This window comes from Myxococcus eversor (assembly GCF_010894455.1).
Lineage (GTDB): Bacteria > Myxococcota > Myxococcia > Myxococcales > Myxococcaceae > Myxococcus > Myxococcus eversor.
Genome location: NZ_JAAIXY010000002.1, coordinates 283039 through 297297 on the forward strand (window position 1 = coordinate 283039; position 14259 = coordinate 297297).

Annotated in this window: 12 protein-coding genes; 5 read left to right on the plus strand and 7 right to left on the minus strand. The window is 68.9% G+C overall.

Annotated elements, in window-relative coordinates; translation table 11 throughout:
* Window positions 1-12: 12 nt before the first annotated feature.
* The 3 genes from G4D83_RS04635 to G4D83_RS04645 form a co-directional block, all read right to left on the minus strand.
* A complete protein-coding gene (locus G4D83_RS04635) occupies window positions 13-1068 on the minus strand; it encodes an ABC transporter ATP-binding protein (RefSeq protein ID WP_163863828.1) in 1056 nt (351 codons plus the stop codon).
* A 93-nt stretch (window positions 1069-1161) separates the two neighbouring features.
* The gene (locus G4D83_RS04640; RefSeq protein WP_163863210.1) at window positions 1162-2727 is read right to left on the minus strand and encodes an ABC transporter permease; all 1566 of its coding nucleotides are present in this window, start codon (window positions 2725-2727) and stop codon (window positions 1162-1164) included.
* Between the two features lie 10 nt (window positions 2728-2737).
* Window positions 2738-3721, minus strand: a complete 984-nt coding sequence (locus tag G4D83_RS04645; RefSeq protein ID WP_163863212.1) for an iron ABC transporter substrate-binding protein — start codon at window positions 3719-3721, stop codon at window positions 2738-2740.
* A gap of 234 nt (window positions 3722-3955) precedes the next feature.
* On the opposite strand from G4D83_RS04645, the gene G4D83_RS04650 reads away from it, so the two are divergent.
* The 3 genes from G4D83_RS04650 (at window position 3956) to G4D83_RS04660 (ending at window position 6177) form a co-directional block, all read left to right on the plus strand.
* On the plus strand, window positions 3956-4606 hold the full coding sequence (locus G4D83_RS04650; protein WP_163863214.1) for a nuclear transport factor 2 family protein: 651 nt from the start codon (window positions 3956-3958) through the stop codon (window positions 4604-4606).
* 9 nt (window positions 4607-4615) lie between these two features.
* Window positions 4616-5452 carry a PfkB family carbohydrate kinase gene (locus G4D83_RS04655; RefSeq protein ID WP_163863216.1) on the plus strand — a complete coding sequence of 279 codons (837 nt, stop codon included), beginning with the start codon at window positions 4616-4618 and terminating at the stop codon, window positions 5450-5452.
* Between the two features lie 173 nt (window positions 5453-5625).
* Entirely contained in the window at window positions 5626-6177 is a 552-nt protein-coding gene (locus G4D83_RS04660) for a hypothetical protein (RefSeq protein ID WP_163863217.1), read from the plus strand.
* Window positions 6178-6252: 75 nt separating this feature from the next.
* Here G4D83_RS04660 and gyrA read toward each other — a convergent pair whose 3' ends face one another.
* Together gyrA and G4D83_RS04670 are read right to left on the minus strand one after the other, a co-directional pair.
* On the minus strand, window positions 6253-9033 hold the full coding sequence (gyrA, locus tag G4D83_RS04665) for a DNA gyrase subunit A (RefSeq protein WP_176437494.1): 2781 nt from the start codon (window positions 9031-9033) through the stop codon (window positions 6253-6255).
* A gap of 232 nt (window positions 9034-9265) precedes the next feature.
* Window positions 9266-10039, minus strand: coding sequence for a tetratricopeptide repeat protein (locus tag G4D83_RS04670; RefSeq protein WP_163863221.1), 774 nt, complete (start codon window positions 10037-10039; stop codon window positions 9266-9268).
* Window positions 10040-10209: 170 nt separating this feature from the next.
* Here G4D83_RS04670 and G4D83_RS04675 point away from each other — a divergent pair, with 170 nt between their 5' ends.
* Both G4D83_RS04675 and G4D83_RS04680 read left to right on the plus strand, forming a co-directional pair.
* The gene (locus G4D83_RS04675) at window positions 10210-11571 is read left to right on the plus strand and encodes a M24 family peptidase (protein WP_163863222.1); all 1362 of its coding nucleotides are present in this window, start codon (window positions 10210-10212) and stop codon (window positions 11569-11571) included.
* Window positions 11572-11645: 74 nt separating this feature from the next.
* Window positions 11646-12014 carry a response regulator gene (locus tag G4D83_RS04680; protein WP_163863224.1) on the plus strand — a complete coding sequence of 123 codons (369 nt, stop codon included), beginning with the start codon at window positions 11646-11648 and terminating at the stop codon, window positions 12012-12014.
* 55 nt (window positions 12015-12069) lie between these two features.
* Here the strand turns inward: G4D83_RS04680 and G4D83_RS04685 are convergent, their stop codons facing one another.
* Window positions 12070-13251: a tetratricopeptide repeat protein gene (locus G4D83_RS04685; protein WP_163863226.1), complete on the minus strand. Its 1182-nt coding sequence runs from the start codon at window positions 13249-13251 to the stop codon at window positions 12070-12072.
* Window positions 13251-14198, minus strand: coding sequence for a hypothetical protein (locus tag G4D83_RS04690; RefSeq protein WP_163863228.1), 948 nt, complete (start codon window positions 14196-14198; stop codon window positions 13251-13253). Before G4D83_RS04690 ends, G4D83_RS04685 begins: the two co-directional genes overlap by 1 nt.
* Window positions 14199-14259 lie beyond the last annotated feature (61 nt).

A 14259-nucleotide genomic window follows, 5' to 3' on the forward strand; every position in this document is an offset into this window, starting at 1 on the left:
AGGACAGCCAACCTAGTCGGGACTGTCCTCCAGCACGCCCGCCTTCCCCACGATTTCCAGCCGCGCCCTGTCCCCCACGCGCAGCGGCGACTCCGGCGCTCCACGTACCACCAGCTCCATGCCGCCACAGGCCACGGTGTACTCGGCGCTGGGCCCCTGGAACTCGCGAGAGAGGACTTCCGCGCGCAGGGCCCCGCCCACCGCCACTGAATCCGTGTCAGGCACCAGCCGCAGGGACTCCGGACGCAGCGACAGCAGCACCTTGCCCTTCGCCTGCCCCATCACCGGCAGGTTGCCCAACACCGTGCGCGCCCCGCCACCGAAGCCCATGCCAGGCAATAGATTCGTGCCTCCCAGGAAGTACGCCACGAAGGCCGTGCGCGGCGCGGAGTAGACGGACTCGGGCGTGCCCACCTGCTCCACCTTGCCCGCGCGCATGACGGCCAGCCGGTCCGCGAAGGCCATCGCCTCGCCCTGGTCATGCGTCACGAGCACCACCGTGGCTCCCAGCGACTTGAGCACCCGCCGCACTTCGATTCGCGTGGACGCGCGCAGCCCGCTGTCCAGGCTGGAGAAGGGCTCGTCCAACAGCAGCACACGCGGGCCCGGCGCCAGCGCGCGAGACAGCGCCACCCGCTGCTGCTGGCCTCCGGAGAGCGCGTGCGGCATCCGCGAGGCGAACTCGCCCAGGCCGAACATCGTCAGCATGGCGCGCGCCTTGTCCTCCGCCTCACGCCGCGACAGCTTCGACAAGCCGAACGTCACGTTCTCCAGCACGGACAGGTGCGGGAACAGCGCGTAGTCCTGGAACACCATGCCCACGCTGCGCTGCTCCGGAGGCACGAAGGCTCCCTGTCCCGCCAGCACCCGGCCGTCCAGGGTGAGGGTGCCCGCGCCGGGGCGCTCGAAGCCCGCGACCAGGCGCAGCGTCGTCGTCTTGCCGCAGCCAGAGGGGCCGAGCAGGGCCACCACCTCACCGGGCTCCACCGACAATGACAGACCATCCACGGCGGCGGCGCCGCTGGGGGTGTAGCGCAGGGACAGGGCGTCGAGCGTGAGCAGGGACATGGCGAAGGCGCCGCGCACCCTACCGCGTTCCGACGCGACTTCCAGGGCGGCCGAGCGGCCATCGGTGTCTCGACGTCCACCTCGTCCACGAGGTCATCCCCGGGGTGCGTCGCCCTCCTGAGACACGAGCAGGCCCACCCCCAGCGCGGAGATGGCCATCAGAACCAGGGCGGGCAGCGCGGCCTCCGCGAAGCGCCCCTCTGCCGTGGCACCCCATACACGCGTCGCGAGCGTCTCGAAGCCGATGGGCGCCAGGAGCAACGTGGCCGGCAGCTCCTTCATCGCCGTGAGGAAGACGAGCGCCGCTCCCGCCAGCAAGCCAGGGCGCAAGAGCGGCGCGGTGACGCGGCGGAACACAGTCGCGGGTGACTGCCCCAGCGACGCCGCGGCCTCCGCCAGGTGCGGATTGAGCTGGAGCAGCGCCGAGCGCACCGTTCCCACCGCCTGCGGAAGGAAGCGCACCAGATACGCCAGGACCAGCATGACCAGCGTGCCGTAGAGGAACGGCAGGGCGCGCACGCCCAGGAAGACGAGCGACAGCGCCAGGACGATGGGCGGCAGCGCATAGCCCACGTAGGAGACTCGCTCCATGGCCAGAGTGAGCCGTCCTGGATATCGCACCGCGAGGAAGGCCAGCGGCAGCGCTCCGAGCACCGACGCCACCGCGCCCAGCACCGACGCGAGCACCGAGCCGAGCGCCGGCGCCATCATCGACGCGCTCTCCCCTACCAACCCCCGCACGCCCCAGTACACGAGCACGCCCACCGGCAGCACCACGCCCACCGCCACCACCGCGCCACACAGCAGCAGCGCGGGCAGCCGCCACTTCCCCAACGACACCGGTGTGAAGACTCGCGCGGCGCCCTTCGCGCTGCGGTGATAACCCGCGCGGCCTCGCAGCCGCACCTCCAGCACCAGCACCACCGCCGTCACCACCACCAGCGCCAACCCCAGCAGCGCCGCATAGGTCCGGTCATACGCGCCCTCGTACTGGACGTAGATGGCTCGCGAGAAGGCGTCGTACTGGAGCAGCGCCACCGCGCCGAAGTCCGACAACACATACAGCCCGACGAGCAGCGCGCCAGACACGAAGGCCGGTCGCAACAGCGGCGCCGTCACCTTCCAGAAGGCCCGCGCCGGGCTCATGCCCAGACTGCGCGCACCCTCCAGCCAGGCGGGGTCCTGCGAGAGCAACCCCGCGCGCAACGCGAGGAAGAGGTACGGATACGTGGACACCGTCAGCGCCAGGAGCGCTCCGGGAAAGCCATACACCGAGGGCACCGGCAACCCCCAACGAGACAGCGGCTCCTCCAGCACGCCCCCGGTGCCGAACGTCGCCAGCAGCACGTAGCCGCTGACGAAGGTGGGCACCGCGAGCGGCACGCACAAGAGCACCGTCCAGCCACGTCGTCCCGGGAGGTCCGTGCGCGTGGTGAGCCACGCCAGCGGCAGGGCCACGAGGGCGGCACAGACAGTCACCGCCACCGCGAGCCCCAGCGTGCGCCACAACAGGCCCCACGTCTTGTCTCGCCAGAGCAGGGCCCACGCGTCCGCATCGGCTTCCGCCGCGCGAACGCCCAGGTACACCGCTGGCAACACCGCGAGCGCGGCGACCACCAGTCCCGACACCAGCAACCACCCCGGAGGACGACGCGTCACTTCGCTGACCTCAGAGGACGCCGGTGTCCTGGAGCAGCTTCACCGTGCCGCGCAGGTCATCGAGCTTGGACAGGTCCAGGTCCGGCGAGCCCACCTTCGCGAGCGTCGGCAGCGCCTCCGCCGTCTTCACGCCCTTCACCAGCGGGTACTCGTACGTCTCCTGGGAGAAGTACGTCTGCGATTCCGCCTCCAGCAGGAACGCGGCGAACTTCTGTGCCGACTCCACCTGCTTCGACCCCTGGAGGATGCCCACGCCCGCCACGTTCACCAGCGCGCCCGGGTCTCCCGCCGCGACGAAGTAGTTGGCCACCGGCAGCTCCGCGTTGCTCTTCTTCGCGGCGTACAGGTAGTAGTGGTTGACGAAGCCCGCATCGATTTCACCGCGACCCAGCGCCTCCACGACGGCCGCGTTGTTCTTGTAGACGCGCGGCTCGTTGGCCTGCACGCCCTTGAGCCACGCCGTCGCCGCCTCGTCGCCCTTGAGCAGCCGCAGCGCGGTGACGAACGCCTGGAAGGACGCGTTGGTGGGCGCCCAGCCCAGCCGGCCCTTCCACTTCGCATCCGTGAAGCCAAGGATGCTCTTGGGCAGGTCCGCCGGCTTCACCTTCTTCGCATTGTAGGCCACGACACGCGCACGGCCGCTGGCGCCCACCCACAGCCCCATCGGCGAGCGGAAGCGCGCGTCCACCTTGTCCAGCGTCGCCTTGGGCAGCGCCTGGAGCCGGCCCGCGTTGCCCAGCGCGCCGAGCGCCCCCGCGTCCTGCGCGAAGAACACGTCCGCCGGAGTCTTGTCACCCTCCTCCAGCAGCGTGGCGGCGAGCTGCGGCGTCTCGCCGTAGCGCACCTTCACCTCGATGCCGGTCTTCTCGGTGAACTTCTTGAGCAGCGGTCCCACCAGCTTCTCGTTGCGGCCGGAGTAGACGGTGAGCGGCTCCGCCGCCAGCGCGGTGGAGGCCACGGACAACAGCAGGGTCAGGAGGAGTTTGCGCATCATGGCGCGGCACCCTAACGGACACGCCCGCACGGTTCCACCCGTTGCGCGCTCCTGCGGGCAGCTCTCTTCGTCCGTGAGGTCGTTCTCAGGAAGGCCGCCCTGGCCATCGGTGTTGCGTGCAGGGACTGTCGAAGCGCGAACATCGACATTGAACCGCGCGCGGCATCAGACAGTTCCCAGGACGTCAGGTTAATCTGCCGCGCGGTGCTTCTCGACGTCTTGGAGGTTCATCCCATGCATCGTCTGTACACCTCGGTCTGTGTCGCCGCGTTGCTGCTCGCAGCCCCATCGTTCGCACAGGCCTCGACGGCGCCCGCCGCGAAGCCGCAAGCGCCCACGAGTCCACCCACCCCCCCCAAGCCCGCGACACCCAGCCCGATGAAGCTCGCGGCGGAGAAGACCCAGGCGGCGCTCCAGAAGGTGCCCCAGGCGCGCCCCGAGGACGTGAAGACGCAGGACGGGCTGCTCGCCGCGCTCTACGACTCCATCAGCGGCCCCGCTGGCAAGCCGCGTGACTGGCAGCGCTTCCGCTCCCTCTTCTATCCCGGAGCGCAGTTGGCCTCCGTCCAGCGCACCAAGCCCGGCGGCCCTCCGGGGGTCGCCCCCATCACCGCCGACGACTACGCGGCCTGGGGTGAGGAGTTCTTCAAGACCCACGGCTTCTTCGAGAAGGAGACACACCGCCAGGTCGCCGGCTACGGAGACCTCATCAACGTGCTGAGCGCGTTCGAGACGCGCGAGACGCCCGAGAGCGCGCCGGTCGCCCGCGGCATCAACAACGTGCAGCTCATCTTCGACGGCCAGCGCTGGTGGGTGCTGCACATCGCGTGGACGGACGAGAAGTCCGCGGGCGCGCCCGTGCCGGCGACCTTCACGCGGAAATAGGCCCGCCCCATGCCTCCCAGGTCCTCGTGTGACGCGTTGGTGGTGGGCAACTACTGTCATGACGTGTTGTCGCGAGGTCCGGGAGACGCGGTGCACACGCTGGGAGGCTCGGCGGCGTACATCTCCTCGGTGTTCACCGCCATGGACGTGGACCACGCGGTGGTGGCTGTCGCGGGCGAGGACTTCGCCTACGCGGACCGCGTGCGGTATCCGCCGCTCATCGTCCCGGGCACGCGCACCACGCGGTTCATCGCGGACCTGAGCCAGGAGGAGCGCGTGCTGCGAGTCGACGCCCGCTCCGAGCCCATCCGACCCAAGGACATCATCCTCGACGCGCGCGTGGCGCTCGCGTGCGGCGTCATGGGAGAGGTGCTGCCCGAGACGCTCATCCGGCTGTCCCTGCACGCGACGCAGGTGCTGGCGGATGCCCAGGGATTGCTGCGGACCCTGGACGCACAGGGGCGCGTGCTCAATCAAAGACTCGAGGACACGCCCTTCGCCGCGCTGCTGGGACACCTGCATGTCCTCAAGGCGAGCGAGGACGAGGCGCGCGCGATGGACGTCGACGCCGTGCGCGCGAAGACGTGTCTGGTGGTGACGCGAGGGCTGAAGGGATGCACGGTGCTCACCGCGCGAGACACGCTGGAGGTGCCATCCTGCCCCGTCTCGGAGGTGGACCCGACGGGCGCGGGTGATTGCTTCCTCGCGGGCTTCACCCTGGGCCTTCTGCGGGCGTGGCCGCTGGCGCGCTGCGCGGAGCTGGCCAACTGGTTCGGCGCGCAGGCAGTGACGCAGGTGGGCGTGCCCAAGCTGGATGTGACTCGGCTGCCCGTCGAACTGCGCTGATTTCCAGGAACTTTCAGCTCGCGCTGTTCGCAGGTTCGCGCCACCTGCTCGGGTTCAAATACTGCTCATGGATGTCTGGGGTTCGCACCGCGACCTGATGGATAGTGCGCCGCCCACGGAACCATCCGGAGCCAGACATGCACCACGGTCCACGAAGTGCCGTCACTCTCTCGATGCTGGTTGTCGTTGTGCTCACAGCTTGCGGCGAAGATGGGCGCGAACAGCCTCCCTCCGTCGAGGGAGAGCTGGCCCGCTCGGAGCAGCCATTGCTGACGCTCGTCGAGTGCCTTGTCGGCTCGGCGGCCATCAACTACTCACCGCCCCTCAAGAACGTGGAGCAGGACGTCACCGTCGTCACCACGACTGTCTACTCCAACTGCATCTCCTTGCTGGGAGGAGCGGTGACCTCCGGCACCAACACCATCCGCAGCTTCAGGCCCGGCTTCTCCTGCATGGACCTGTTGAGCATCGGTTCCTCGACCTCCGTCATCACCTGGAACACGGGAGAGACCTCGACGCTCATCCAGACGCGCGTGTCGTCGCAAATCAATGGCAACCTCGCCGTCCTGACGAACGTGGGAACGGTGGAATCGGGCAAGTTCGCGGGCGCCACCGTCACGAGGACCACGACCTACCTCTCCACGGACCTGGCCGCCTGTGACAGCCCCGAAGGACTGTCTCGGCTGAGCGGTCTGGCGACCCTCTCCCTCACCGGTCTGCTCTAGCCACGGCGGCCCACATGAAAAGCCCCTCCCTCCCAATGGGAGAGAGGGGCTGAAACAGCTCGACTCAATCCAACGTCAGGCCTGCGGCTCCTCGGAGCCACCACCCTCGTCGGCGGGAGGCGCCTCGGCGGACTCCTCCGTCGGGGCGTCGGGCTCGGACGCGGCGGGCTCGGCGGCCACGTCCGTGGCGCCAGCGACCTCGGCGGGAGGCGTCGTCTCCTCCTCGGACTCCTCGCCCTCGGGCAGCTTGGAGAGGGCCATCACCTTCTCCTGGTCGTTCTCCAGCGCAATCAGCCGCACGCCCTGCGTGTTGCGGCCGATGACGGAGATTTCCCGCACCTTCATGCGGATGAGCATGCCGCCGTTGGTGACGAGCATCACCTCGTCGGACTCCTTCACCTGGAGGAGGCCCACCACCTTGCCGTTCCGCTCGGTGGCCTTGATGTCGATGATGCCCTTGCCGCCACGGCCCTGCTGCCGGTACTCGGACTCCTCCGTCCGCTTGCCGTAGCCGTTCTCCGTCACGGTGAGGATGGCGGAGTCGTTCTCCACCACGTCCGCGCCCACCACCTCGTCGGTCTCATCGAGCGTGATTCCCTTCACGCCGAAGGCCTGGCGGCCCATGGAGCGGACCTCCGTCTCCGGGAAGCGGATGCTCATGCCCGACGCCGTCGACAACAGGATGTCCTTGGTGCCGTCGGTAATCATCACCGCCACCAGCTCGTCCCCCTCGTCGATGCCCAGCGCGATGATGCCGCTGGAGCGGACGTTGTCGAACGCGCTCAGGTCCGTGCGCTTCACCACGCCCTTCTTCGTGACGAAGAAGACGTACCGGTTCTCCGGGAAGTCGCGCGTCACCAGCACCTGCGCCAGCCGCTCGCCCTCGCCGAACTGCACCAGGTTCACCATCGCCTTGCCGCGAGAGGTGCGGCTGGCCTGCGGAATCTGGTGCACCTTGAGCGAGTACAGCTTGCCCTTGGTCGTAATCGGCATCAGGTACGCGTGGGTGCTGGCCACGAACAGCTTGCTGACGAAGTCGTCCTCCTTCGTCGCGGCGCCCGTCTTGCCACGCCCACCGCGCTTCTGCGCCCGGTACTCCGACAGCGGCGAGCGCTTCACGTAGCCCGTATGCGACAGCGTGACGACCATCGTCTCCTCGGCGATGAGGTCCTCGCTGGTCATGTCATCCACCGCGCCGATGATTTCGGTGCGGCGCTTGTCGCCGAAGCGCTCGCGAATCTCCAACAGCTCCGTCTTGATGACGGTGAGCAGGGAGAGCTCGTTGGCGAGGATGTCCTGCAGGCGCGCCACGTCGCGCACCAGGGCAATCAGCTCGCGGAACAGCTCCTCGCGCTGCAGGCCGGTGAGGCGCTGCAGGCGCATCTCCAGGATGTTCTGCGACTGCTCCTGGCTGAAGCCCGCGCCCTCGTACTTGTGCGCCAGGCCCTGGTAGGCGGGCTCCTCGTTGCGCGCGCGAGAGACGAGCAGCTCCATCTGCGCCTTCGCCTTCGCGTGGTCGATGCGCTGGAGGTTGGCGAAGCGCTCGTGCTCGTAGAGGTTGGGCGACAGGATGTTCATCAGGCCCCAGCGCGCTTCATCCGGGTCCCTGGACGCGCGGATGAGGCTCACCACGAGGTCGATGAGGTCCTGGGCCACCAGCAGGCCCTCGACGATGTGCATGCGCGCCATCGCCTTGCGCAGCTCGTAGCGGCTGCGGCGCGTCACCACGTCGCGGCGGTGCGCCACGAAGCGGTCCAGCATCTCCTTCAGGTTCAGCGTGCGCGGCTGCCCACCGTCGATGGCCAGCATCACCGCGCCGAACGTCGTCTCCAGCGCCGTGGAGGTGTACAGGTTGTTGAGCACCACCTGCGAAATCGCGTCGCGCTTCAGCTCGATGACGATGCGCATGCCCTGACGGTCGCTCTCGTCACGGATGTCGCTGATGCCCTCCAGCTTCTTCTCGCGCACCAGCTCGGCGATCTTCTCGATGAGCCGCGCCTTGTTCACCTGGTACGGAATCTCCGTGAAGATGATGGCCTCGCGGTCACCCTTCTTCGACGTCTCGATTTCCGACCGGGCGCGCACCGTGATTTGCCCGCGGCCCGTCTCGTAGGCGCGGTGGATGCCCTCGCGACCGGTGATGAACGCGCCGGTGGGGAAGTCCGGGCCGGTGATGAACTCCATCAAGTCCCGGACGGTGCACGTCGGGTGGTCGATGAGGTGCAACGTCCCGTTGATGACCTCCGTCATGTTGTGCGGCGGGATGTTGGTGGTCATGCCCACCGCGATGCCGCTGCTTCCATTGACGAGCAGGTTGGGGAAGCGCGCCGGCAACACGAGCGGCTCTTCCAACGAGTCGTCGTAGTTGGGGCCGAACGCGACGGTCTCCTTGTCGATGTCCGCCAGCAGCTCCTCGGCCAGGCGGTCCATGCGCGCTTCGGTGTAGCGCATGGCGGCCGGCATATCGCCGTCCACCGAGCCGAAGTTGCCCTGGCCGTCCACCAGCAGGTAGCGAAGGCTCCACGGCTGCGCCAGGCGCACCATGGCGTCGTAGACGGACGAGTCGCCGTGCGGGTGGTACTTACCGATGACGTCACCGACCACGCGCGCGCTCTTCTTGTAGGGGCGGTTGTGGTAGTTCGCCAGGTCGTTCATCGCGAACAACACGCGGCGATGCACGGGCTTGAGGCCGTCGCGAACGTCGGGCAGCGCGCGACCGATGATGACGGACATCGAGTAGTCGAGATACGAGCGGCGCATCTCGTCTTCGATGTTGACGGGAATGAGCTCGCCGGCGCCGTTGGGAGGCGGAGGCGAGGAGGGCGGTGCCGGCTTGTCGGTGGTGTCGTCGGCCATGGGCTCTGGGAGTGGTCGCGGAGGGACCCCGCGAGGGGCCGCCATCCAGTGTGGGAGCGTTCGTAACCCCTGGATTTCCCTACGTCAACAGGGGAAACGAAGGGGTGATGACTCGAGCGTCGAAGGGGTTCGAAAACAGGTCGATGGGGCGAAAAAAAGCGCCCCCTACTGAACGCTCGAACCGCCCTGTTTCAGCCCGCTTTTCGCGAGAAAATCAGGCCCTCTGGAGGCCTCAAGAGGGGCGTGGGGTCCCCGCGGGGCGCAGGGGGGCTGCCAGGCGCTCGGCCTCGGCGCCCAGGGGACCCTCGGCGTCCTTCGCCTTGGCCTTCTCGAAGGCGGCGAGCGCCCCCTCACGGTCTCCCTTCAGCTTGAGGGCCACGCCCACATTGAGGTGCGCCGCGGCGGAATCCCGGTCCATGGACACGGCCTCGCGGAACAGTGTCAGCGCCTGGTCCACGTCACCCGACAGCAGCGCCTCCTTGCCGGCCTGGACGCGCTTCTCCGCGTCGTTCACCAGCTCCACCTGGAAGACGCTGCGGCCCACCACGTTGGCGATGAGCACGCGCAGGATGCCGCCCCAGTAGAAGGTGAGGCCCTCCGCCGCGACGACGGCCGCCAGCGGGAGGTCGGGGAGCAACTGCTTGCCCCGGAACTTGAAGCGCACGCGGGTGTAGCGGCCCTTGTTGGCCCAGTGGACGACTTCGCCCTGGAGCTTGCGCAGCCCTTCCTCCATCCGCTTGGGGTCGATTTCGAAGGGCAGCACGCGGCCCATGCCCTCCTGGCCAGAAGGCAGGGCCTTGGGGGCGTCGATTCCGGGCTCGTCGGTGAAGACGGGCTCGGCCTCGAGGACGATGGGTGGCGCCTCCTTGGAGATGGGCGCCGGAGCGCGCGCGGCGGCGGGCTTCGCCTGCTTCGTCGCCCTGCCCTTCCTGGGAGCAGCGGCACGGGCGGCGGGCTTCTTCACCTTCACCTTCGTGGCGGACTTGCGGGAGGAGCTCTTGGCCATGGTCATCACCTTAAACGAGCCACGGCGCGGACGCTTGCGCACGCGGGTTTGTCTGGACTGCCAGAGAGCTTCTTCACGAGGGCTCGATAGGACTTCACACCGGGGCGGTCCTCGGCGCGGACGAGGTCGGGGATGATGGCCGCGCCTTCCCCCGAAAGGATTTCCGACGCATGAAGCGCGCCCGGCACGCCCTCCTCTCCGCCCTGCTCCTCTCCGCTCCCCTGGCGGGCGCGGCCGGGAATGACCCCGTCGTCACTGGCGACATCTGGCCGCGCATCCGCAAGGAGCGCATCCAGAAGCTGCTGCCCCAGGCCATGGCCCGCGCCAACGTGGACGCCTGGGTGGTGTTCTGCCGGGAGAACGACAATGACCCGCTGGCCATCCATGTCGGCGGGGAGAACGCGGGAGGCACCGCGGCCTTCCTGTTCCTGCGCCAGGGCGAAGCGGTGCGCGCGGTGGCGCTGTCTCCCGCGGGCGAGGCCACGGCGCTGCGCGAGGTGGGGCCACTGGACGAAGTGGTGCCCTTGGAGCGCGGCGTGGACCTCTACGCGCAGGTGGCCTTGAAGCTCGCCGCCGCGAAGCCCGCGCGCATCGCCATCAACGCCTCCACCGCCGTGACGGTGGCGGACGGGCTGTCCTCCTCGCAGCGCGCGGCATTGGAGAAGGCGCTGTCACCGGCGCTGCGCAAGAAGCTGGTGTCGTCCGAGGACGTCGTCTCCGAGTGGCTCTCCGTGAAGCTGCCCGAGGAGGTGGACATCCTGCGCAAGGCCGCCGCGCTCACCTCGCAGTTGGAAGTCGAGGCATACCGGACGGTGGTGCCGGGCAAGACGCGCGACGTGGACGTGGCGCGCTTCCTCAAGAAGCGCATGGCGGAGTTGGGCGTGGGGGACGCGTGGGCGCCGGACCAGAACCCCAACGTCAACAGCGGGCCCACGCGTGGCCACTCGCACGCCACCGAGCGCGTCATCCAGCCCGGTGACTTCATCCAGACGGACTTCGGCATCCGCGTGGGCGGCATGTGGGTGACGGACATCCAGCGCTTCGCCTACGTGCTGGCCCCGGGCGAGACACAACCGTCACAAGCCGCGCTGGAGAAGTGGGAGAAGGGCAAGAAGGGCAGCCGCATCGCCCTGGCGGCCCTCAAGCCCGGCGCCAGCGGGTGGGACGTGGACAAGGCCCAGCGCGACTGGATGCGCGAAGCCGGCTCCGAGCCCGTCATGTGGGGCACCGGCCATCCCGTCGGGTACTGGGCCCATGACGTGGGCCCGGCCCTCTCTGGCGGCGCGAAGCCCAAGCCCGACAAGGGCCAGGCCCTGCGCATCGTCCGTCCCGGGCAGGTGTTCGCCTTCGACGGCTTCTTCGCCTGGCAGGACGGCGCCCCGGATGCCCAGCGCATCGTCTCCGTGGAGGAGATGGCCGTCGTCACCGAGACGGGCGCCGAGTACCTGATTCCGCCTCAGGAGGACCTCGTGCTCATTCCCTCCACGCCCGTGCCGGGGCAATCGGGACCCATGGCTCCCAAGCCTCGCTGACGAGTTGCGTCGCGCGCCCTACCCTCCAGGCCGGCTCGGCTCATAGGATGAGCCGGGCTTACCGGGAGAGCGCGATGCAGACCGTGCTGGTCATCGATGATGATTTGTTCGTGCTCTCGCTGGTGTCAGACATCGTCCAGAGCGCGGGTTATCACGTGGTGACGGTGCAGTCGCCGGAGGCGGCCTTCCAGCAGGACCTGGGGACCATCTCCGCCATCCTCTGCGACTACAACATGCCGGGGATGAACGGCGCGGACGTGCTCATCGCCATGCGAGAGCTGAAGGAGTGCCACGCGCCCTTCATCTTCCTCACCGGACACGAGCAGCTCGACGACCTCATCCCCGTCGCCATCCGCTACGGGGCGGAGCTGCTGCCCAAACCCATCCATCCGGTGGAGTTGATTCGGCTGCTGATGAAACAGCTCGCCAACGTCGCGGCTTGAGGCACCCAGGCCCGAGGCGAGACATCGCCCCGGGCACTGTTTCAACGGGCCTGTGTCAGGCCAGCGCCTGGATGAGTCGCTCGGCCTGCTCGCGCCACTCGGGCGCCAGACGGGGCAGCGCCAGCAGCTCGCGAGCCAGTGCCTTCGCCTGGTCCTTCTGCCCCAGGCGCGCGTGCACCACCGCCAGGTTGAGCCGGGGCTCGGGACGCTCTGGCGCGCGGCGATGCGCCTCTTCCAGCACCTCCAGCGCCTGCTGTCCGGCGCCCGGGAGTTCATCCTCCGGGATGCGCATCAGGAGGTTGCCCAGGTTGTTTGCGGGGGCCCAGTCGTCCGGGGACAGCTTCACGGCCTCGCGCCACGCGGTCAGCGCGGCGGGGATGTCCACCGGCTCCGTGGCCTCCAGCGCCATGCCCTCCACCATGCGGCTCTGCGCGGTGGCCTGGCCTCGCGACGCCAGCTTGCGGCACAGCTCCAGCGCCTCCGGTAGCCGCCCCTGCGCAAGCCGCAGCCGCGCCAGGTTCCCCTGCGCCGCCGGGCTGTCCGGCTCCACGCGCGCCAGCGTCTCCGCGGCCTTCACCGCGCCCGGCAGGTTGCCCCGCGCCAGCAGCACGTTGCACAGGCCGTTGAGCAGGTACGGGTCGTCCGTGAGGACCTTCAGGCCCGTGGTGAGCAGCTCCTCGGCGGCTTCCAGCTCGCCACCCGCCTGGAGCGCCACCGCGAGCACCAGGTAGCTGGGCCCGTGCCTCGGGTTGAGGCGCAGGGACTCCTGGAGGTGGTGGAAGCCGTCCTTCAGCTTCTCCTGCGCGAAGAGCACGCGCCCCAGGTGGAAGTGGTGGATACCCGCGTCCGGCGCCAGCTTCACCGCGCGCTCCAGCGCCGACTGCGCCGCGGCGTTGTCGCCGGCCTCCGCCAGCAGGTAGCCCTGGCCGAACCACGCCTCGGCGCGATTGGGTTCTGCCTTCGCGACCTTCCGGTAGAGCGCCAGCGCGCCGGCCGCATCGCCGCGTCGGGTGAGGAGCGCGGCGCGGACGAGTTGCACGCCCGGCGCTTCCGCGCTCAAGCCCAGCAGCCACGACTCGGCCTGGGCCTCGTTGCCATCGAATGCCGCGAGCCGGGCGAGCGCGACCCGGGCCGCCGGGTCCGAGGCATCGCGCTTGAGCGCGGCTTCGGCCTCACGGCGTGCCTGGTCCAGCTCCCCGGCTGCGAGAAGTGCGTCGTACCTGGCGGTCTCCGCCATCAGCCAAACAGCCCCTTGAAGAAGTTGCCGACGGACTTCACCACATTCTTGACCACTTCGACGGGCTTCTCGATGACGCTCTTCACCGCGTCGGCGATCTTGCCGAAGTTGATGTCGACGTCGAAGCCCAGCTTGAAGCCGATGCCCAGGGCCGCGCCGAAGTCCACGCGGGCCTTGAAGCGGCCGTTGTCCCAGCTCGCCTCGGCACGGGCAGACACACCGACACCGGCCCACGCCTCCGCACGACCCGTGACGCCGCCGTAGTCGCCCAGCTTGACGTTGCCCGTCACACCGGCGCGGGCGCCGATGAAGGCGTCACCACCGACGCGGGCCGCGTACTTGCCATTGATGGGGTCCAGCGTCACTTCGCCGTGGAGACCGGCCTTGGCGCCCACCCAGGCCTTGCCCTGGAGCTCCGCCTGAATCGGGCCGACGCCCGCGCGCAGGGTGCCTTCCGCGTCAATCAGCGTGGCCTTCGCGTCCAGGTCGCCCCGGGCGAACAGCTTGCCGCCCTCGATGCCGACCTCGCCGGAGCCCTTCAGCTCCGCCTCGAGGACGCTCATCTTGCCGTAGCCCTGGGCCACGCTGTTGGCGTCGCCGAAGCCGCCCTCGAACTTCTTGACCGCCGCGCCCTTGGTGAACTGGCCGTCGATGCCGACCTTCGGAATCTGACCCAGCAGGCCCGCCATGGCGCCCGTCACGCGACCGGTGCCCTCGTGCTGGGACTCGGTGCTGTAGCTGGTGTTCCAGTTCTGCGTGGTGCTCTTCTCACGCTCGAAGTGGCTCTGGAGGCGGCCGTCCTTGAAGGAGGTCTGGACGCCCGTGTTGGTGTCCTTGACCACCTTCTCCGTGGTCGTGTTCTTCGCCACCGGGGTGTTCTGGGCGGTCTGCGAGGACGACCGGACCTGGGGCTGCTGACCGCGACGGATGGAGGAGCGATCGCTCATGAAAGACCTCGGAACGGGGACGACCGAAAGAGAATGTGAGGGGATTCTCGGACCCGACGCG

Coding starts and splice junctions, on each gene's coding strand:
- G4D83_RS04635 (WP_163863828.1), bottom strand. CDS start 1,068: ATGTCCCTGCTCACGCTCGACGCCCTGTCCCTGCGCTACACCCCCAGC.
- G4D83_RS04645 (WP_163863212.1), bottom strand. CDS start 3,721: ATGATGCGCAAACTCCTCCTGACCCTGCTGTTGTCCGTGGCCTCCACC.
- G4D83_RS04650 (WP_163863214.1), top strand. CDS start 3,956: ATGCATCGTCTGTACACCTCGGTCTGTGTCGCCGCGTTGCTGCTCGCA.
- G4D83_RS04655 (WP_163863216.1), top strand. CDS start 4,616: ATGCCTCCCAGGTCCTCGTGTGACGCGTTGGTGGTGGGCAACTACTGT.
- G4D83_RS04660 (WP_163863217.1), top strand. CDS start 5,626: ATGCTGGTTGTCGTTGTGCTCACAGCTTGCGGCGAAGATGGGCGCGAA.
- gyrA (WP_176437494.1), bottom strand. CDS start 9,033: ATGGCCGACGACACCACCGACAAGCCGGCACCGCCCTCCTCGCCTCCG.
- G4D83_RS04670 (WP_163863221.1), bottom strand. CDS start 10,039: ATGGCCAAGAGCTCCTCCCGCAAGTCCGCCACGAAGGTGAAGGTGAAG.
- G4D83_RS04675 (WP_163863222.1), top strand. CDS start 10,210: ATGAAGCGCGCCCGGCACGCCCTCCTCTCCGCCCTGCTCCTCTCCGCT.
- G4D83_RS04680 (WP_163863224.1), top strand. CDS start 11,646: ATGCAGACCGTGCTGGTCATCGATGATGATTTGTTCGTGCTCTCGCTG.
- G4D83_RS04685 (WP_163863226.1), bottom strand. CDS start 13,251: ATGGCGGAGACCGCCAGGTACGACGCACTTCTCGCAGCCGGGGAGCTG.
- G4D83_RS04690 (WP_163863228.1), bottom strand. CDS start 14,198: ATGAGCGATCGCTCCTCCATCCGTCGCGGTCAGCAGCCCCAGGTCCGG.